The sequence below is a fragment of the Mycolicibacterium novocastrense genome, from assembly GCF_001570485.1.
GTDB lineage: Bacteria > Actinomycetota > Actinomycetes > Mycobacteriales > Mycobacteriaceae > Mycobacterium > Mycobacterium novocastrense.
The window spans coordinates 21,345-41,517 of record NZ_BCTA01000072.1 but is presented as its reverse complement, the minus strand read 5'-3'; the positions used below and the strand labels follow the sequence as shown (position 1 = coordinate 41,517).

Sequence of the window (20,173 nt, the reverse complement as noted above, 5' to 3'; positions counted from 1 at the left end):
TCGGAGCGCATGAATATCCGACGCTTCGCTGCGGTGTCCATGATCGCCGCGCTCACCCTGACCGCCTGCTCCGGCGGATCCGAGGAGGCCCCCTCCGCCGGCGGCGAGGCGACGGTGGGAAGCACCAACGACGTCAACCCGCAGGACGTCGCCAACCTGCAGCAAGGCGGCAACCTCCGGCTGGCGCTCAACGACTTCTCGCCGAACTTCAACCCGCTGCACATCGACGGCAACACCGGGGACAACAACTCGGTCCTCAAACCTACGATGCCGCGCGCGTTCCGGATCGGTCCCGACGGCTCGGCCACCGTCAACACCGACTACTTCACCGATGTAGAGCTGACGAGCACCGACCCGCAGGTCGTCACGTACACGATCAACCCGGAGGCGGTGTGGAGCGACGGCGCACCGATCACCTGGGAGGACATCCGGTCGCAGATCAACGCGACCAGCGGCAAGGACGACCGGTTCGCGATCGCGGCGACCAACGGCAGCGACCGGGTCGAGAAAGTCGAGCGGGGCGTCGACGACCGCCAGGCCGTCGTCACCTTCGCCAAGCCGTGGTCGGACTGGCGCGGCATGTTCGCGGGCACCAGCATGCTGCTGCCCAAGAGCTCGACGGAGGATCCGGAGGTCTTCAACAGGGGACAGCTCAACGGCCCCGGCCCGTCGGCGGGACCGTTCATGGTCTCCAACCTCGATCGTGGCGCCAAGCGAATCACGTTGACCCGCAACCCCAAATGGTGGGGTGAGCAGCCGCTGCTGGACAGCATCACCTTCCTGGTCCTCGACGACGCCGCGCGTATCCCCGCGCTGCAGAACAACACCATCGACGCCACCGGGCTGGCGACGCTCGACGAGATGGAGATCGCGCGACGCACGCAGGGGGTGACCATCCGGCGGGCGCCCGGTCTGGCCTGGTATCACTTCACGTTCAACGGCTCCCCGGGTTCGATCCTGGCCGACCCCGCGCTGCGACGCGCCATCGCCAAGGGCATCGACCGCAAGACCATCGCCGAAGTCACTCAGCGCGGGCTCGCCGACAACCCCGCACCGCTGAACAACCACATCTTCGTCGCGGGCCAAGAGGGTTACCGGGACAACAGCGGCGCGCTCGCCTTCGACCCGGAGAAGGCCAAGCAGGAACTCGACGCGCTCGGTTGGCGGCAGGTCGGCCAGTTCCGCGAGAAGGACGGCCGCCAACTCGTGATCCGCGACGTGCTGTTCGACTCCCTCAGCACCCGGCAATACGGGCAGATCGCGCAGAACAACCTCGCCCAGATCGGCGTGAAACTGGAGCTGGACGTCCGCCCGGCCGCCGGCTTCTTCACCGACTACGTCACCGTCGGCAACTTCGACATCGCCCAATTCTCCTGGAGCGGTGATGCTTTCCCGCTCGCGAGCCTGACACAGATCTACCGCACCGGAGCCGAGAGCAACTTCGGGCAGATCGGCACCCCGGAGATCGACGCGAAGATCGAGCAGACCGTCGGTGAACTCGATCCGGCCAAAGCCCGTGTGCTGGCCAACGAGCTGGACAAGATGTTGTTCAACGAGGTGTTCAGCCTGCCGTTGACCCAGTCGCCCGGAAACGTCGCGGTGCGAAGCAATCTGGCCAACTTCGGTGCGTTCGGCCTGGCCGACGCCGACTACACCAAGATCGGCTTCATGAAGCCGTAAGACCCTCAGGTCTGAGGACCTTCGTCGACACCTCCGGGGGCTTCGGTCCTTTCGTGGGAGCAGGAGCTTCGCCCAGCTCACATGCCGTCGTAGCGTGGGTGCGGGAGCCGACGATGACTGCATTCATGCGCAATACAGACGCCTTCACCTGGGCGATGGAAAGTGACCCGCGGTTGCGGTCGACCGTGGTGACGGTGATCCTGCTCGAGCAGGCACCCGACTGGACCGAGGTGCGCAGCCGGTTCGACCGGATGAGCCGCATGCTGCCGATGTTGCGGCAGCGAGTCGTACAGTCGCCGCCGCCGGCACCTCCGCGGTGGGAGCCGGCACCCGACTTCGACCTCGACTTTCACATGCGGCGGGTGACCGCTCCGACTCCGGGCACCGTGGACACCGTGCTGGAGATGGCGCGCGTGGCGGAGATGGCCGACTTCGACCGGGCTCGTCCGCTCTGGGAAGTCACGCTGATCGACGGATTGCCCAACGGGGCGGCCGCGGTGCTGTGCCGATTCCACCACGCCTTGACCGACGGCGTCGGCGGCATCCAGATCGGCATGATCCTGTTCGACCTCGAACCGCATCCGAACGCCGACCCGCCCCGGCCCGAACCGCCGCCCCCACCCACGACCGACTCGTGGCTCGGTGCTTACCGTGATGCATTGCGCTACAACGTGGGACTGGCCAGCGCCGCCGCGAGCATGGCGGCCAAGTCGGCGCCGAAGTGGCTGCAGCGAGGGATTCGCAATCCGCTCGAGGCGTTGGCTGCGACAACGGCGACGGCGGCGTCGGTCTACCGCACGGTCCGCCCGGTGAACAGCACCGGATCGCCACTGATCACGCGCCGCAGCCTGGTCCGTCGCCTCGGAGTGCACGAGGTCTCGCTGCGTGGACTCCGCGAGGCGGCGCACCGATGTGACTGCGCACTCAACGACGCCTTCGTGGCCGGGGTCGCCGGCGGTTTGCGTCGTTACCACGAAGCGCACGGCATCGTCATCGGCGACCTGCACCTGACCATGCCGATCAACCTGCGGACCGACGGAGAGGAGATGGGCGGCAATCGGATAACGCTGATGCGGTTCGATGTGCCCGCGGGGCTCCCCGACCCGGCTAAGCGGATCCGTGAAATTCACTCCCGCACAAGCGACGTTCGTCATGAGCGTTCGATTCCGTATACGCAGACAATCGCCGGGGTCCTCAACCTCATGCCGCGCTGGTACATCGGCTCCATCCTGCGCCACGTGGATTTCGTCGCCAGCGACGTGCCGGGGATCCCGGTCACCGTGTATCTCGGTGGGGCCCGCGTGAGCGCCCAGTACGCATTCGGACCGACGATCGGCGCGGCCGTCAACGTGACGCTGTTGACCTATACCGACACGTGTCATCTCGGCCTGAACGTCGACACCGGCGCGATCCCCGACTACGACCTCTTCCATACATGCATGGTTGAGGGGTTCGACGAAGTCCTGGCGCTGGCGGACTGAGAACCGCGGCGCCTTAGGCTCTCGGTGAGCCAAAGCAGTGTTCGCGGTGTCGGCGGTCGGTAGAACAAACGCCATGACAACGGCCGATATCCCCACACGCGCGCTTCCGGGAACTCCGGAGTGGACGCAGCTGCTCGCCCGCATCGCCGAAGGCGCCAGCGACCGCGACCTCAACGACGAGAACCCCTTCGACGCGGTCGCCGCGCTCAAGCACGCGGGTTTTGGCACCCTTCGACTGCCGGTCGAGGCAGGTGGTGCAGGATTCACCGTCCCGCAACTGTTTTCTGCCGTCATCGACGTCGCGCACGCCGATCCGATCGTCGCGCACATCTTCCGCACCCACTTCTGGTTCGTCGAGGAACGACTGCGCACGATCGATCTGCCGACGTCGAAGGCGTGGTTGGAGAAGGTCGCCGCCGGCAAAATCTTCGGCAACGCGTTCAGCGAGAAGGGCTCGTTGGCCGTCGGCAGCCTGGTGTTCAAGACGCGTCTGCTACCCGACCCCACCAACGAGGGCAGCTATCGGTTGGACGGCGAGAAGTTCTACAGCACAGGGACGTTGTTCTCCGACTACCTCACGGTGACCGCCACCACCGACCACGACTCGGTCGCCAACGTGGTGGTGCCCGCCGACCGTGAGGGGGTGCGCATCATCGACGACTGGGACGGCTTCGGTCAGCGTCGCACAGGCACCGGCACCACCGTCTTCACCGATGTCGCGGTCGCCGCCGACGAGGTGCTCAGCGACACACCCTACGACGCCGATCCGGTGCCGACGGTCCAGTACGCCTCGCTGCAGCTGTTCATCCACGCGGTCGTGGCGGGCATCCTCGAGTCCGTCGTCGACGACGGCGTCGCGCTGTTGCGGTCCCGTGACCGCAGCTTCAGCCACGCGCTGACCGAGCGGCCCAGCGACGATCCGCTGTACCAGAAGCTGCTCGGCGAGCTGGCCAGTACCGCCTACATCGCCCAGGCCTCGGTGCTCGATGCGGCGGCGGCCATCGGCGCCGCGACGGCCTCGGAGGTCGACGGGGTTCCCGACGCCGACCTCGCCGCGGAGGCTCAGCTGAAGGTGGCCAAGGTCAAGGTGCATCTGGACGCGGTGGCGCCGGAGGCCGCCACGCGACTACTCGAGCTCGGCGGGGCCAGCGCTGCCAGCCGCAAACGCAATCTGGACCGGCACTGGCGCAACATCCGCACAATCACGTTGCACAACCCGGTCGTCTACAAGGCCAGGGTGATCGGCCAGAACCTGCTGCACGACACCCCGATACCGTCGAACGCCTACTTCTGACCCCTCACCCACCCAGCGATTTGTGCGTGATTTCGATCGCCCAGCGATCGTCTTCACGCACAAATCGCGTCTAGGAGTACTCCATGTCGCGTCAACTACACCTGGGCGGTTTTCAGATCGCCTCACAGGTCACCCATTCGCATGCGGCGTGGCGTCATCCCGCCAGTGACACCGGGGTTCACCACGCCGGAGTACTACCACCGCATCGGTCGCATCCTCGAGCGCGGCAAGTTCGACTTCGTGTTCTTCGCCGATCTGCTCGCGGCGCCGATCCGCTTCGGTGACGACATCACCGAGCCGCTGCGCCGCGGCACCCAGGCGACGGCGACGCTGGACCCGTCGATCGTCGCGGCCAGCATCGGCGCGGTGACCCAGAAACTGGGTGTCGCGATCACCAAGTCCGCCACCTACTTTCACCCCTACGAGCTGGCCCGCATCTTCGCCAGCCTCGACCACATCACCCGCGGCCGGGTGGCGTGGAACATCGTCACATCGCTGACGCAGAGCGAGGCACGAAACTTCGGCCATGACGATCATCTCGACCACGAGTTCCGCTATGAGCGCGCCGACGAGTTCGTCCGCGCCGCACTGGAGTTGTGGTCGAGTTGGGATCCCGACGCGCTGGTGCTCGACAAGAAGGACGGCGTGTTCGCCGACCCGTCGCGGGTTCGTGCCGTCGATCACGACGGTCGGTTCTTCAAGACCCGTGGCCCACTGAACGTTCCGCGCTCACCGCAGGGCAGACCGGTGCTGATCCAGGCCGGCTCGTCGAACACGGGGAAGGACTTCGCCGCCCGTTGGGCGGAGGCCATCTTCGAGATCGACCCCACACCGGAAGGCAGGCGGGCCTACTACGACGACATCAAGTCGCGCGCATCGGATTTCGGCCGCGACCCCGACAAGGTGCTGATATTCCCTGCGTTCATTCCGTTCATTGGGGAGACCGAGTCGATCGCGCGGAAGAAGGCGGCGTTCCACAACGAGTTGGCCGATCCGATCTCCGGTCTGATCACGTTGTCCGTACACACCGACCACGACTTCTCGGTCTACGACCTCGACGCTCCGGTCGAAGACGTCCGAGTCAGCGGGACCCAGGGCCTGTTCGACACGGCGCGACGGGTCGCCAACCGGGACAACCTGACCCTGCGCGACATCGGCAAGTGGTACGCACAGGGTGTGCTCCTGCCCCAATTCGTCGGTACCGCAGAGCAGGTCGCCGACCAGATAGAGGAATCGTTCAACGCCGGCGAGGCCGACGGGTTCATGGTGTCGGCCGCGCAGACTCCGGGCACCTTCAACGACTTCGTCGACTCGGTGGTCCCCGAACTGCAGCGACGCGGTCTGTTCCGCACCGAGTACACGGGCGATACGCTGCGCGAGCACCTGGGGCTCGGTGACGTCACCTTCGGGCCGGCGCAGCGGCTGCAGTCTGCGAGCTAGCCGGTCGACAGGCGCGGGCGCAATCGCTGCGCGTCGATCTGCGCTCCCGCTTCGAGATTGTCGATGAGCGTCTCGGCATAGTCGACGAGCCCCGTGACGTCGACGCCGTGGGCGACCGAGGTTACGTCGGCCAGGCCGGCTCGGGCGCGGCTCAACACCCCCAGCGCCCCCTTGGTGTTTCCGCGTTGCACGTGGGTGATGCCGACCGCGAGCTGGGCCAGGCTCTGCCAGAGGGTGCGTTCGGTGTCCGGGCCGTTCTTCCACGCCGCCTCCAACACCTCGTGCGCGTGGAACGCCATGCCCTTGTCGAGGAGCTCCTGGGCGTAGGCGAGGGTTTCGGCCGGCGGCAGGCCGAGGTCGTCGGGGATCCGCGCGACACCCTCGCTGCCGTGGGGCAGCGGCCGTCCCAGCGCATCGCGGGGGCGGGTGTTGCGCGGACGCCCGGCGTCGTCGCGGTCGCGCTCGGCCATGGAACCCATCTTGGCACTGCTCAGGCGCGGAGCAGTTCGGCGGCCTTCTCTCCGATCAGCACGCTGGGCGCGTGGGTGTGCCCGCGGATGATGGTCGGCATCACCGACGCGTCGGCGACCCGCAGCCCTTCGACACCGCGGACGCGCAGGTGCGGATCGACCACGCTCGCGTCGTCGCGACCCATGCGGCACGTGCCGACCGGGTGGTACAGCGTGTGCGAGAACGTGGCGAGCGCGCGTTCCAGCGTCGCCTCGTCGAGGGCCGCCGAATCGAGAGGTCGCGCGATCTTGCCGATGACGCCCTCGAGCGCCGGTGCCTGGGCGATCGTCGCGCAGATGCGCAGGCCGGCCATCATCGCCGCGCGGTCGGCGCCGCCCGGATCGCTGAGATAGCGCGGGTCGATGATCGGCTTGTCCGCCGGGTCGGGCGAGCGCAGTTCGATGGTGCCGGTGCTGGACGGTTTGAGCAGGATCGCGCCCAGTACGACGGCGTGCTTGTCGTAGGGGTCGCCGATGCCCTCTTCGAAGAACGGTGCCGGAGCGAAGATCAGCTCCAGATCGGGCAGCGCGAGGTCGGGGCGGCTGCGGACGAAGCCGTAGGCCTCTCCCACGTTGGAGGTGAGCATGCCGCGACGTCGCAGCAGGTAGTTGAGCAGCTGAAGCGGCTTCTCGGCGGCGAACAGGCTGTCGTCGGGAACGTCGAAGCCGAGCGCCGCGATGAAGTGGTCGAGGAGATTGGCGCCCACGTTCGGGGCGTGGACCAGCGTTTGGATGCCGTGCTCGGCCAACCGTTCGCCGTCACCGATACCCGACAGCATCAACAGCTGAGGGCTGTTGATCGCCCCGCCGCACAACACGACTTCGCGCCGGGCCCCGATGATGCGGCGGGCGCCGTTCTGCTCGATCTCGACGCCGACGGCGCGGTGTCCGTCGAACACCACCCTGGTCGCCAACGCCTCCGTTTCGAGCGTGAGGTTGTCGCGCTTGAGGGCCGGTTTCAGGTAGGCGTCGGCGGCGCTCCACCGCGCACCGCGGCGCTGGGTCACCAACGTCTCGCAGAACCCCTCCGGCGCCGCCTGGTTCGGCTTCTCGATGCGGTAGCCGCACTGCTCGGCGGCGGCAAGCCATTTGGCGGTGGCGCTGCGCGGGCTGCGCTGCGGGCTGATGGAGAGCGGACCGGCTTCGATGCGACGCAGGTACGGCTCGAGGTGCGCGTAGTCCCACTGCTCGCCGGCGGCCTGCCCCCACTCGTCGTAGTCCGCAGCGAATCCGCGCACCCACATCATCGCGTTCATCGACGACGACCCGCCGACCATCTTGCCTCGCGGCCAATAGATTTCGCGGCCGTCGAGCTCCTTCTGCGGTTCGGTCAGGTAGTCCCAGTCCATGGGCCCGCGGAACAACTTGACGAAGCCGGCAGGGATGCGGATGAACCTGTCCTTGTCATGCGGACCGGCCTCGAGCGCGACGACCCGCACGGACGGATCGTCGCTGAGCCGGGCGGCCACCACCGACCCGGCCGAGCCCGTTCCCACGACGATGTAGTCGGCTTCCATCCGCCGGAGTCTAGATTTTCCGAGACGCGCGAACCCGGAAAGTGCGCGAACCCGCACGGAAAGTCGTGGTCGCCGGACGGCTGTCCGCGCCCGCGAGCGGCTATGCGGTGAGCGCGATGTGCTGGGCTCCGTCGACGGCCGCGTACCGCTGCGGGCTGCACGTCAGCACGATCACCTGCCCGTCGCCGCCCACCGCGTTGAACACCGCCCCCATCTTGACCAGTCGGTCGGGATCGGTGAACCCGAGCGCGTCGTCGATGACCACCGGCACGCTGTCCTCCTTGGCCACCAGCGCCGCGCCGGCCAGTCGCGCCACGATACCGAGTTGTTCCTTGGCCCCGCCGGACAGCGAGTCGTAGGGCACGGTGCGCCCCGACAGCGTGCGGGCGCAGATCCGCAGCGCGCTGTCGACCTCGACCTCGAAGCTGTCGCCGAACACCATGCGGCCCAACCGTTCCACCTCGCCGCGGAACGGCTCGACGTAACGCTGCCGGGTGGAGTCGCGGTGCCGTGCGATCACCGACCGCAAGAGCTCGGCGGCCCGCGCGCGGCGCTGCACCCTCGAGTACTCGGCGAGCGCGTGCTCCCGCTCCGTTTCCGCCTCGTCGAGCTTGCCTTTGCGGCCTTCGGTGCCGTACACCTTCAGCTGCGTGCCGACCTCCCGCAACTCCTCAGCGACCTGGTGGTGCCCGGCCGACACGGCGTCGGCCCGTTGCGTTGCCTCCCGAAGGGCCGCGGCCACGGCATCGGGCGCCGCTCGGTTCACTTCCTCGCTCAACTCCTCGACCAGGCTGGTGGCCCGCAACGCTTCCTCGGCGTGCACGTGAGCCCGGTGCGCCAACTCGTCGTCACCGACGGTGGCACGCTGCCCCTGCAACCGTTCACGGGCCAGGGTGAGCTCGGACCGCGCGCCGGCCAGCTTCTCGCGCAGCACGGTCAGCCGAATGTCGCACTCCCCCAGGCGCTTAGCGGCCTCTTCGGCCACCTTGCGCTGCTTGTCGCAGTCGCCGATCGCCTGCTTGTGCGCGGTTGTCGCGGCGTCGAGCTCGGCACGGGCGGCGCCGGCGTCGACCTCGAACAGATCGGCCACCTCTGGTTGACGGGCCTCGAGGTCAGCCAGCCGCGCCCTGAGCCGGTCGGCCGATTCGTCGCCCGTCAGCGCCTCGACCGTCGCGCTGAGCCGGTCCCTGGTGGTGACCAGCTGTTGCCGACGCTGGTCCTGAGCGCGCGCCTCGTCGACGTCGTCGACACCGCAAGCCGTCAGCGCCTTGGCCAGCACATCCTGTGCCGCGTCGAGTTTGGCTTGGGTCTCCGACGCCGGCGTGCCGGGCACCAGCCGGGCGGTCAGCAGATCGGGCACCTCGAGGGCGGTCTCAGCGCTGACGCTGGCCGTCCACGCCTGACCGGCGCCGAGGGTGACCGTCTGGCCCCCGACGCGGAGCTCGACGGCCGCCGACGCGATGACCTCGATGTGTGCCGACGCCAACTCGACCTGTGCCGTCACGGCGTCGACCGCCGCCTTGGCGGCGTCGATGGCCCGCATCTTCTCGCCGGTCACCCGGATCTCGGCGAGTTCGCCCTGCACGCGTTCGAGGTCACGCTGGGCGGTCTCGACCTTCGACAGTTGCGCGGCGATGCGGTCGGCCTCGTCGCGATCGGCCAGCCGTTGAACGGTACTTCGCGCCGCTTCGACACGAGCTTCGGTGCCTTTCAACGCTTTTCGTGCCTGCTCGGCAGCCGCCTCGGCGAGTTCGGCGACTTCGGCGGCCGTCGCCTGGTACTCGTCGGCCTTGACGGCCTCGGCCTCGAGGTCGGCCATCGCGGCGGCCCGCTGCTCGATGTCGGCACGCAGGCGCCGCCGCTCCTCGACCGCGGCGCGCGACGTGTCGTGGTTGGCCTGCGCCGCCGCGAGAACCAGTTCCGCCTCCTTGAGCTGTGCCTTCAACGCGGCCACCTCTTCGGCGGCCTGCTGCGCGACGGCGACCTGCCGTGCCGCATCGGTGCACTGTGCGGTCAGCCGGGCCAGTTCGTCGGTGAGCGTGGCGTGCCTGCGGACCGCGTCGTCGACCTGCGCAACGGCGGCCGCCGCCTCGGCCAACGCCTCCTCGGCCGTGCGCAACCGGCTGGTGGCAGCGGCCCATTCACCGGTGGGCCTGCCGGTGCGGGTGAAGTAACGCAGGTATTCGTCCTCGACGCGGTCGACCAGCAGCGGTTCGGCACCCGAAAGCTGCACGGCCTCACCGGCAGCCACGTCGAGCGCACGTGAGAGCGCATCGCATCCGGACAGGTCGACGGCCGCCGTCGACCCGGACTGCAGCACCCGCTGGGCCTGCCACAGGCAGGTGTCGACGGTCTCGTCGAGCATGGCCCGGACCCGGTCGTGCGCCTCGTCACCGGTGAGCTGTTCGCGGCGCGGCTCCATGATCGTCAGCTCGGTCTCGAAGCGTTTGTGGAAACGCTTGCGGTACACGAAACGATAGGGGCCGGTGGAGATCTCGGCCTCGACCTCGGCGCCGACGTCGGCGTGTGTCGGCTTGACCTCTTTGACCTCTTTCTTCGCCGACCGGTCCTTGGCCTCGATCAACAGGTCCAGCGCCTCGATCATCGACGACTTGCCGATCTCATTCGCGCCGCTGACGATCACCACGCCATGGTCGGGGAATTCGATCTCGCGACGGGTGATGCCGCGGTAATTGGTGAGGACCAACCGGTGCAGTTTCATGCCACACCCCGATCCGACAGCCGCAGAAGCAGCGCCAGCGCGGCCCGGGCGTCGTCGGCCGCCTCCCCGTCCGACCGTGCGGTCGCGACCAGTTCGTCGACAGCCGAAGCGGCGAAGCCGCCGATACCGAGGTCGTCGAACTCACCGTCGGCCGGAACGACCGCGATGTCGCTCTGCTTCTCATCCACCCTCAACGCGGCGAAAAGCCGGGCGTACTTGTCCAGGCAGACGTCGAGCGCGGCCTTGTCGGTGACCGTCAGCGACCCGGTCAACGCGAGCCGGACCACGGTACGTTCCTTGTCCGGCAACAGATCCAGGTTGATGTCCAGGTCGGCGACGTCGCGGTCGCTGTCCACCCCACGGCGCAGCGTGACGAACCGCCAGCGGCCCACCTTCCGCGGTTCCACGGTCACCGGACGCCCCGGGGCGTCCTCGTCGATGTCGACGATCAGCACATGCCCCGGGTCCACCTCGATGTCGTCGTAGTTGGTGACCTCAGGCGACCCGGAGTACCAGATCCGCCCGGTGGACCCCACCTGCATACGAGAGTGCTTGTCGCCCAATGCCACATAGTGCACCGCGCCCCGGTTGACGGCCGCCTCCAGCGCCGCCAGCCGGATGAGCGACGGCCGGTCCTTGTCCGGCACGAAGATGTCCACACCGCCGTGGCCGACGACGACCCGCGTCACCCCGTCGGCGCAAAGACCCTCGAGCACGCCCGCCACGGGGTCCGACGACGGCGCCTTCGAGGTCCACGGCGCCGCGACCAGCTCGAGGCCGGGCCGCACCTCGTGCACCCCCGCGCGGTCGAGCACCGACACGTTGCCGGGACACTCGGCGACGAACAGCGGGCTGGTGTAGACCGACGAGGCGTCCAGCGGGTCGTGGTTGCCCGGCAGCAGATAGACCGGAACGCCGATGGCGCGCATGGCCTCGAGCGACTGGCTGACGTCGCGCGGCGCCAGTTGGTTGTGCTCGAAGACGTCGCCGGCGACGACGACGAACTCCGCGCCCGCATCGGCGGCCACCCGGCCCAACTCGACCACCGCGTCGCGGCGCGCCGCCGAATAACGGGGCTGCGCCTCACCATTGAGGAAGTACCGCGTCATGCCGAGCTGCCAGTCGGCGGTGTGCACGAATCGCATCTCAGCGCCCCCTTCCCCTCGTCGTGTTTGCCGGGCACCGCGAGTGTAGGGCGGGACGCCGACAAGTCCCGGGAGGTGCAGCGGCATGCCTTACGGTTAGTCCGGTGTACCGCACGCTGCTGTTGCTCCGGCACGCCAAGTCGGACTATCCGCCAGGGGTCGCAGACCACGACCGTCCGCTGGCGCCCAGAGGCGTGCGCGAAGCCGGGTTGGCCGGCGACTGGCTGTGCGCCAACGTGCCCGCCGTCGACGCCGTGCTGTGTTCCACCGCCACCCGCACCCGCGAGACGCTCGCGCGCACCCGCGTCGCCGCGCCGGTCCAGTACCGCGACCGCCTCTATGACGCGACTGCGGGCACGGTGATCGACGAGATCAACCGCGTGCAATCACACTTCGACTTCGAGGTGGGGACCCTGCTGCTGATCGGCCACGAACCGGCGATGTCGGGGGTCGCGCTCGGCTTGGCCACCGCCGACGGCACCAACGTCGCTGCGGCAGAACAGATCTCGCTGAAGTTCCCGACATCGGCCATCGCGGTGCTGCGCACGCGGCAAGCGTGGGCCGACGTCGCGCTCGACGGCGCCGCGCTGGTGGACTTCCACGTCGCGCGCTAGCGGTCAGGCGCGGGTGGCCAGCGTCAGCTCCATCAGCTTGATCGCCATACCGCAGGCGTCCATCCCCGGCGACTGCGGGTTGACCCACCAGCCGACCACACCGGCCGCGTCGCTGGCCACACCGCACGCCCCGTTCGGATCGTTCGGCCGCATCACGATGGACTGGATCCCGGCGACCCTGCGGTCTTCGATCCGATAGTCCAACCGCTGGGCCACCTCGCGCTCGTGGTCCAGATCGCCCTGCTCGAACCAGAACCTGGTGATGTCGATGAGGCCACCCGGGTTGGCCGCCTGCCAGCGGCACACGGCGCCGACGAACGTGCTCTGGATGTCGAGAGGGTCGGCGCCCACGGTCTCGGCGAGGATGTCCTCGGTCAGCACCTCGCACTCCTTGAGCAGGTTCGGGTACTGCCGCTCGGAATCCTCATTGCGCGGTCCCCCACCGGTCCCCGACTTGGCCGCCGTGCCTTCGACCGTCTGGGTGCAACCGGTGAGCACGGACAACGAGGCGAGCACGGCGAAGGTGCCCGCGATCAGCAGACGAGCGGACGCGGTTCTCATTCGGAGTTCACAATCGATTGGCGGGTCAGTTCCTTGGCCACCTCGCACGGATCCGGGAACGGCTTGCTGGCGTAGCTGATCGACCACTCGATGAAGTCATCGTCGAACTGGATGCCGATCTCGCAGAGGTTGACGCCGTTGATCGGGTCCTCGCTGTACCCGATGAACCCGTCGTGGCCTTCGATGCTGATGTCCTCGACGGCGGTGCGGGACAGTTCCATGGTTTTGCGCTCACGCCCGATCGGGCTGCCGCGGAACCAGGTGAACGAGAAGTGCGGGCCGAGGATGCTGCCACCGGCCAGCCACTGGCACCCCACGGAGGTCTTGGCGGTGTTGATCAGCCCCGGAACCCGGGTCTGCTTGATGACCTCCTGGTCGCTGATACCGCCGCACTGGGGGAAGAACGGGCCGTGCGAGACGTTCTCCGCGGGAGCTGGGGTGTCCTCAGGCACTTGCGGGCCGGCGGGTTCGGAATCCGAGCATGCGGACAGCGGGATGACCACCGCGGCCGCGAGGGCCAGGCAGCGGGTCACGCGCGTGCTGTGAGTCACGCCATGCACTGTAGCGGCAGCTTGTGAGGTCAACCACCGACATGCCGGTTGACCTGCCCATATATCGGATGTGCGACAGTAACTGAATGTTATGGGCGCTGCTGCGACAGTACGCGCGGCCATATCGGGCGTTGCTCGTCACCGTCGCCACGCTGCAGTTGGTCAGCACGCTCGCCTCGCTGTACCTGCCGACCGTCAATGCGGCGATCATCGACGACGGCGTCGCGGTCGGGAATCTGCGCCGGATCGTCGAACTCGGCGGTGTGATGCTCGCGGTCACCGCGCTGCAGGTGGTGTGCGCGGTCGGGGCGGTGTACTTCGGATCAAGGGCGGGCATGGGTGTCGGCCGCGATCTGCGCGCGGCGATGTTCGACCACGTGACGGGGTTCTCGGCCGAGGACGCCGCACGGTTCGGCGCGGCGTCACTGCTCACCCGCACCACCAACGACGTGCAACAGATTCAGCTGCTGGTCCAACTGACCTGCACGATGCTGGTCACCGCGCCGATCATGTCGATCGGCGGGATCTTCATGGCGCTGCACCAGGACGCCGGGCTGTCCTGGCTGCTGCTGGTGAGCGTGCCGATCCTGGCCCTGTCCAATTACTGGATCGTGCGACACCTGCTTCCGATCTTCCGGCGGATGCAGCGACTGGTCGACGGCATCAACCGGGTGATGCGCGACCAACTCGCCGGCCTGCGCGTGATCCGGGCCTTTGCGCGGGAACCGTTCGAACGCAACCGGTTCGCCGAAGCCAACCACGCGCTGGCCGACACCGCGCTCGAAGCCGGACGGTGGCAGGCGCTGATGCTGCCCACCACGACGCTGGTCATCAACGTCTCGAGCGTCGCGTTGATCTGGTTCGGTGGGCTGCGCATCGACGCCGGGCAGATGCAGGTGGGCTCGCTGATCGCGTTCCTGGCCTACTTCATGCAGATCCTGATGGCCGTCCTGCTGGCGACGTTCATTCTCGTCATCATCCCGCGGGCGTCGGTGTGCGCCGAGCGTATCTCGGAGGTGCTGTCCGTCGCACCGCAGATCGTCAGCCCCGAACACCCGGTGCGGCCGTCGAGAATTCGGGGTGAGGTCCGGTTGGACGCCGCGACGTTCTGTTATCCCGGCGCTGAACGACCTGTGCTGCAGGATATTTCGCTGCTGGCACGACCGGGTACGATGACGGCGGTGGTCGGCTCCACCGGGTCGGGCAAGTCGACGCTGGTGTCGCTGATCTGCCGGATGTACGACGCGACGAGCGGATCGGTGTACCTCGACGGCGTCGACGTGCGCGACTACGACCCCGAGCAGCTGTGGTCGGCGCTCGGCCTGGTGCCGCAGCGCGGATACCTGTTCTCGGGCACCGTCGCCGACAACCTGCGGTACGGCAAGGCCGACGTGGATGACGACGAGATGTGGGCCGCGCTGCGGGTGGCCGCGGCCGACGACTTCGTGCGCGCGCATCCCGACGGCCTGGCCATGAAGGTCACCCAGGGTGGTGCCAATTTCTCTGGTGGACAACGGCAGCGGTTGGCCATCGCCCGCGCGGTGATCCGCCGGCCCGCCGTGTATCTGTTCGACGACGCGTTCTCCGCACTCGACGTGCACACCGACGCCCGCGTGCGCTCGGCGCTGCGCGAGGCGTCGGCAGAAGCGACGGTCATCGTTGTCGCCCAGCGCATCTCCACCGTCACCCAGGCAGATCAGATCGTGGTGATCGACGACGGCCGGATCGTGGGCATCGGCACTCACGAAACGCTGCTGACGGACTGCCCGCAGTACGCCGAGTTCGCCGAATCGCAGTCGCTCGCCATCGTCGGAGACGCCCAGTGAGCGGCCCGATGGCCCGCCCGATCCGCGGCATGCAGCAGGCGCCCACGCAGCGCTCACGCGACTTCACCGGCTCCGCGATCCGCTTGGTAAAACGGCTGACACCGCAGCGCGGCCTGACCGCATGCGTGATACTCCTGGGCGTCGCGGGCATCGCGATCAGTGTCATCGGGCCGCGAATCCTGGGACACGCCACCGATCTTCTGTTCAACGGCGTGGTCGGCCGTCAGCTGCCCGCGGGGATCACCAAGGAGCAGGCCATCGCCGCCGCCCGCGCGCGCGGTGACGGCACGTTCGCCGACCTGCTGTCGGGGATGAACGTGGTCCCCGGCCAGGGTGTGGACTTCGGGGCGGTCGGGCGCACACTGCTGCTCGCGTTGGGCCTGTATCTCGTCGCTGCGCTGATGGTCTGGTTGCAGGCCTTGCTCCTCAACGTTGCGGTGCAGCGGACCATGGCGGCACTACGCTCGGACGTCGAGGACAAGCTGCACCGAATGCCGCTGTCCTACTTCGACTCTCGGCAGCGCGGCGAGGTGCTCAGCAGGGTCACCAACGACGTCGACAACATCCAGGGCTCGTTGTCGATGACGATCAGCCAGCTGTTGACGTCCGTGCTGACGGTGCTGTCGGTGCTGGTGATGATGCTGACCATCTCACCGCTTCTCACGCTGCTGACCGTGGTGACGGTGCCGCTGTCGCTGTGGGCGACCCGGGTCATCGCGCGCCGGTCGCAACGCCTGTTCGTCGCGCAGTGGGCGAACACCGGCAGGCTCAACGCCCACATCGAGGAGACCTACAGCGGCTTCACCATCGTCAAGACCTTCGGTCATCGCGCCGCGGCTCAGAAGCGGTTCCGCGAGTGCAACGAGGGCGTCTACGACGCCGCCTTCGGCGCCCAGTTCTTCTCCGGTCTCGTCGGGCCGGCCACCACGTTCATCGGAAACCTGAGCTATGTCGCGGTCGCCGTTGTGGGGGGCTTGCAGGTGGCCACCGGCCAGATCACGCTCGGCAGCATCCAGGCGTTCATCCAGTACGTCCGCCAGTTCAACCAGCCGCTAACGCAGGTCGCGGGAATGTACAACACGCTGCAGTCCGGTGTGGCTAGTGCGGAGCGGGTTTTCGACCTGCTCGACGCCGACGAGGAGGCGCCCGATCCCGCGGATCGGCTGCCGGTCGCGGCGCCGGGAACGGGCGGGCCGGCCGGTCGGGTGGAGTTCGAGGACGTCACGTTCGGCTACCACCCCGACACACCGGTGATCCGGAACCTGTCGTTGGTCGCCGAACCCGGCAGCACGGTGGCGATCGTCGGGCCGACGGGCGCGGGCAAGACGACGCTGGTGAACCTGCTGATGCGGTTCTACGACGTCGACTCCGGCCGGATCCTGGTCGACGGTGTGGACATCTCGACGGTCAGCAGGGAATCGCTGCGGTCCCGCATCGGGATGGTGCTTCAGGACACCTGGCTGTTCGCCGGCACCATCTTCGAGAACATCGCCTACGGCAGACCCGACGCCTCCGAGGATGAGGTGATCGCGGCGGCCAAAGCCGCCTACGTCGACCGGTTCGTACACATGCTCCCCAACGGCTATCAGACCCACGTCACCGACGACGGTGCCTCGATCAGCGCCGGCGAAAAGCAGCTCATCACGATCGCGCGCGCGGTGCTGGCCCGGCCCGGCCTGCTGATCCTCGACGAGGCGACCAGTTCGGTCGACACGCGCACCGAGCTTCTGATCCAGCAGGCGATGGCCGAATTACGGCGCGACCGAACGAGTTTCATCATCGCCCACCGGCTGTCGACCATCCGTGACGCTGACCTCATCGTGGTGATGGACGCGGGTCAGATCGTCGAACGCGGTACCCACGCCGAGTTGCTCGCTAAGCATGGCGCTTATTGGTCCATGACGCAGGCCTGAGCGTCGTACGCTCGGGGTGATGAGCGAAACGGTGTACACGTTCTGCCGGATCTGCCTGGCCTCCTGCGGGCTAGAGGTGACGGTGGACGACAACCGCGTAACCAAGATCGCCGCCGACAAGCAGAACCCGCACAGCTGGCGGGACTTCTGCGCCAAGGGTCGCACCGCGCACCGACTCATCGAGCACCCGCGCCGGATCCTGCAACCGATGCGCCGCGTCGGGGATTCCTATGTCGAAGCCACCTGGGACGAGGCCATCGCCGACATCGCGGCCAGGATGAACGCCGCAATCGAGGCGGGCGGACCCGACGCGGTCGGCGTCTACTACGGCAACCCGGCGGGCTTCTCCTCCTCCAACGTCATCTTCATGAACGGCTGGCTGGACGCGCTCGGCACCCAGAATCGCTACGCCGTGGGCTCGGTGGACCAGAACGCGATGCACGTCGTCGCGGACGCGATGTACGGCTCGATCCTGATGGTGCCGGTGTCCGATGTCGACAACTGCGACTACTTCCTGCTGGTCGGCACCAACCCCGCTGTGAGCGCATGGAATTGGCTCGAGAGCGTGCCCGGCGGGTGGCGACGCGCGATGGCACGTCAACAACAGGGTGCGACGATCGTGGTGGTCGACCCGCTGCGCACCGAATCCGCCGAGAAGGCCGACCTGCACCTCGCGGTGCGCCCCGGACAGGACTGGGCGCTGCTGTTGGCGATGGTGAAGGTCATCCTGGACGAGCGTCTCGAACATCGGCAGGACTGCGCGGAACTGGCCACCGGCGTCGACGACCTCCGTGCGCTGGTCGCCGACGCCGATCTCGACGATCTAGCCGCCCGCTGCGACATTCCCCGCGACCAGATCGAGCGGGTGGCCCGCGATTTCGCCGCGGCGCGCGGGGCCATGCTGGTGACCCGAACCGGGGTATCGCTGCACATGGCGGGCACCGTCGCCGAATGGCTGGGCCATGTGCTCAACGTGATCACCGGACGCATGGACCGGCCCGGTGGACGCCGCTTCGAACCCGGCTACGTCGACGCCATCCGGATGTCGGCGATGGTCAAGGCCAAGCCACACTACAGTCGGCTGCTGGGCCGCGAAATGGTCGCCGGCGCACACGCACTCAGCGAGCTGCCCGACGAGATCACCACACCGGGCCACGGTCAGATCCGCGCGCTGCTGATCAACTGCGGCAACCCCGTGGTCTCCGGCCCCGACGGCGACAAGCTGGACCGCGCGCTGGCCGATCTGGACCTGCTCGTCGCGATCGACTTCGTCCAGCGGGAGAGTCACCGCCATGCGCACTGGCTGCTGCCCGCGGCCCATTGGCTCGAGCGCAACGACCTGCTCGCGTTCACCAGCAACATGCACGACGAGCCGTATCTGCAGTACGGCGCCAAGGCCGTCGAGCCGCCGCCGGGTGTGCGGCAGGAGTGGCGCATCTTCACCGACCTCGCGATCGCGATGCGCAGACCGCTGTTTCGCGCCAAGGGCCTCAACGGATTCATCAAGGCGACCCGTGCCGCGGCGCGCATGGTCGGCAAGCCGGCCTTGGAGTTCGGCCCGCACTGGATCGACCGCCTGGTCGTGGCGACCTCACGAAAGATCAACGGGCGCAGGATCAAATGGCGAGACGTCATATCTCACCCGCACGGCTGGGTGTTGGGCCCCCGCGAGTTCGGGCATTTCCGGGACGCGTTGAGGACCGACGACAAGAAGGTGCACGCCGCGCCGCCCGAGTTCGTCGCGCGGGCCCGCGAGCTGCTCGCCGACCCGCTTCCCGCCGCACCGGTCGGCTATCCGTTCCAGCTGGCCAACCGCAGGCACCGGCACTCGATGAACTCCTGGCTCAACGAGTTACCCGGACTGCATCCCGCCGGTAAGGGCAACGACGTGATCATTCACCCGAAGGACGCGGCCGAACTCGGGGTGAGCGACGGCGACCTCGTCAGGGTCTTCTCCCCCGTCGGCGCGGTCGAGTTGACGGCGATGGTGGACGACCGCCCGCGTGAAGGAGTGGTCATCATCGATCACGGTTGGGGCTCACGCGTTTTCGACCCACGCGGGGACAGCAATCCGATCTCCTACGGCGTGAACCGCAACCTGCTGGTCGAGGGCGCGCCGGTGGACCCGCTGTCCCAGACCTCGGCGTTGAGTTCGCAATACGTTGGCGTGGAGCTGATTTCGTCGGGCGACGATCAAGCGGCGAGGCACGAGCCGCGTTGAGGAGGCCGACGCGAAAACCACGTCGGGCGACGATCAAGCGGCGAGGCACGAGCCGCGTTGAGGAGGCCGACGCGACGAGCTAGAGGTTGGGTCCCTCGGCGCGCAGTTCGTCAACGTTGCGCATCGCCTCGCGCAGCTTGCCCAGCCACTCCTCGGCGTGTTCGCCGACCAGCCGCACCGACCACACCAGTGCATCCGAGCGTGACCGTGCCACACCCGCGTCGACCAGCGTGTCGAGCACCTGACGTTCGGGTTGGCGCAGTCGCGTCATCACCGGAACGGCCAAATTGGTGAACATGATTCGCTCATGGTTGTCGGCGCCCGGCGCCCCGATGTCGATGCCCCAGGCGACCTTGCGGCCGTAGCGCGCCTGCGCCTCGTCGGCGATGCGCATGCGTTCGGCCCGGGTTTCCTCACGGAAGCGCGCGGCCCGTCCGGATGCGCGTGCTTCGCTCTCGCCGCCGTCGGGGTCTGCGAGGCGACCGATGACGGTGATCTCCTCGCGGTCGACGACCACCGTCGGGTCTTCGGCGAACCACTCCTCGGGAAGCCGGCCGGCGAACCAGTCGGCGGCGTCGCCCGCGTCGGGCTGCTGAGCCTGTTGCCAGCCGCCCTGGCGGCGCCGGCCATGAATATTGTGTCGCATGATTACATGCTTACACCGTTACAGGCGCAACTGGCGTCCGTTCGCCGACAGCG

At 67.9% G+C, this 20,173-nt stretch carries 14 protein-coding genes and 1 pseudogene; 8 read left to right on the top strand and 7 right to left on the bottom strand.

The features are described from left to right. The first annotated feature begins 9 nt into the window (after nucleotides 1–9). From RMCN_RS24300 to RMCN_RS24285, 4 genes and pseudogenes are all read left to right on the top strand, one after another. Nucleotides 10–1,680, top strand: coding sequence for an oligopeptide ABC transporter substrate-binding protein OppA (locus tag RMCN_RS24300; RefSeq protein WP_067394697.1), 1,671 nt, complete (start codon nucleotides 10–12; stop codon nucleotides 1,678–1,680). 113 nt (nucleotides 1,681–1,793) lie between these two features. Next, nucleotides 1,794–3,161 carry a wax ester/triacylglycerol synthase domain-containing protein gene (locus tag RMCN_RS24295; RefSeq protein ID WP_067394695.1) on the top strand — a complete coding sequence of 456 codons (1,368 nt, stop codon included), beginning with the start codon at nucleotides 1,794–1,796 and terminating at the stop codon, nucleotides 3,159–3,161. Nucleotides 3,162–3,234: 73 nt separating this feature from the next. Next, nucleotides 3,235–4,455: an acyl-CoA dehydrogenase family protein gene (locus RMCN_RS24290; protein WP_067394692.1), complete on the top strand. Its 1,221-nt coding sequence runs from the start codon at nucleotides 3,235–3,237 to the stop codon at nucleotides 4,453–4,455. Nucleotides 4,456–4,538: 83 nt separating this feature from the next. Then, nucleotides 4,539–5,895: pseudogene (locus tag RMCN_RS24285) on the top strand (LLM class flavin-dependent oxidoreductase). On the opposite strand, the gene RMCN_RS24280 reads toward RMCN_RS24285, so the two are convergent. The 4 genes from RMCN_RS24280 to RMCN_RS24265 all read right to left on the bottom strand — a co-directional run bounded on the left by RMCN_RS24280 (nucleotide 5,892) and on the right by RMCN_RS24265 (nucleotide 11,788). Next, nucleotides 5,892–6,365, bottom strand: coding sequence for a DUF309 domain-containing protein (locus tag RMCN_RS24280; RefSeq protein ID WP_067394775.1), 474 nt, complete (start codon nucleotides 6,363–6,365; stop codon nucleotides 5,892–5,894). The pseudogene RMCN_RS24285 and the gene RMCN_RS24280 sit on opposite strands and share 4 nt — an antisense overlap. A gap of 20 nt (nucleotides 6,366–6,385) precedes the next feature. Beyond that, complete coding sequence (locus RMCN_RS24275; protein WP_067394689.1) at nucleotides 6,386–7,921, bottom strand: GMC family oxidoreductase; 1,536 nt, start codon at nucleotides 7,919–7,921, stop codon at nucleotides 6,386–6,388. Nucleotides 7,922–8,021: 100 nt separating this feature from the next. After that, entirely contained in the window at nucleotides 8,022–10,643 is a 2,622-nt protein-coding gene (locus tag RMCN_RS24270; RefSeq protein WP_067394686.1) for an AAA family ATPase, read from the bottom strand. Continuing rightward, nucleotides 10,640–11,788 (bottom strand): metallophosphoesterase family protein, encoded by a 1,149-nt coding sequence (locus tag RMCN_RS24265; RefSeq protein WP_067394682.1) that lies wholly within the window; start codon nucleotides 11,786–11,788, stop codon nucleotides 10,640–10,642. The genes RMCN_RS24270 and RMCN_RS24265 overlap by 4 nt, the downstream gene beginning before the upstream one ends. A gap of 104 nt (nucleotides 11,789–11,892) precedes the next feature. Between RMCN_RS24265 and RMCN_RS24260 the strand changes: the two genes are divergently transcribed. Beyond that, entirely contained in the window at nucleotides 11,893–12,402 is a 510-nt protein-coding gene (locus tag RMCN_RS24260; RefSeq protein WP_067394679.1) for a SixA phosphatase family protein, read from the top strand. Between the two features lie 3 nt (nucleotides 12,403–12,405). Here RMCN_RS24260 and RMCN_RS24255 read toward each other — a convergent pair whose 3' ends face one another. Together RMCN_RS24255 and RMCN_RS24250 are read right to left on the bottom strand one after the other, a co-directional pair. After that, nucleotides 12,406–12,963 (bottom strand): DUF3558 domain-containing protein, encoded by a 558-nt coding sequence (locus RMCN_RS24255; protein WP_067394676.1) that lies wholly within the window; start codon nucleotides 12,961–12,963, stop codon nucleotides 12,406–12,408. Next, nucleotides 12,960–13,523: a DUF3558 domain-containing protein gene (locus RMCN_RS24250; protein ID WP_067394664.1), complete on the bottom strand. Its 564-nt coding sequence runs from the start codon at nucleotides 13,521–13,523 to the stop codon at nucleotides 12,960–12,962. The genes RMCN_RS24255 and RMCN_RS24250 overlap by 4 nt, the downstream gene beginning before the upstream one ends. Before the next feature lie 77 nt (nucleotides 13,524–13,600). Between RMCN_RS24250 and RMCN_RS24245 the strand changes: the two genes are divergently transcribed. The 3 genes from RMCN_RS24245 to RMCN_RS24235 are packed head-to-tail and all read left to right on the top strand — an operon-like array spanning nucleotide 13,601 to nucleotide 19,474. Next, nucleotides 13,601–15,340: an ABC transporter ATP-binding protein gene (locus RMCN_RS24245; protein WP_067394661.1), complete on the top strand. Its 1,740-nt coding sequence runs from the start codon at nucleotides 13,601–13,603 to the stop codon at nucleotides 15,338–15,340. Between the two features lie 8 nt (nucleotides 15,341–15,348). Continuing rightward, on the top strand, nucleotides 15,349–17,253 hold the full coding sequence (locus RMCN_RS24240; protein ID WP_067394658.1) for an ABC transporter ATP-binding protein: 1,905 nt from the start codon (nucleotides 15,349–15,351) through the stop codon (nucleotides 17,251–17,253). A 19-nt stretch (nucleotides 17,254–17,272) separates the two neighbouring features. Beyond that, nucleotides 17,273–19,474, top strand: a complete 2,202-nt coding sequence (locus RMCN_RS24235; RefSeq protein WP_067394772.1) for a molybdopterin-containing oxidoreductase family protein — start codon at nucleotides 17,273–17,275, stop codon at nucleotides 19,472–19,474. Between the two features lie 79 nt (nucleotides 19,475–19,553). Here the strand turns inward: RMCN_RS24235 and RMCN_RS24230 are convergent, their stop codons facing one another. Continuing rightward, nucleotides 19,554–20,120, bottom strand: coding sequence for an ATP-binding transcription factor AbmR (locus tag RMCN_RS24230; protein WP_067394655.1), 567 nt, complete (start codon nucleotides 20,118–20,120; stop codon nucleotides 19,554–19,556). Between the last annotated feature and the right edge of the window lie 53 nt (nucleotides 20,121–20,173).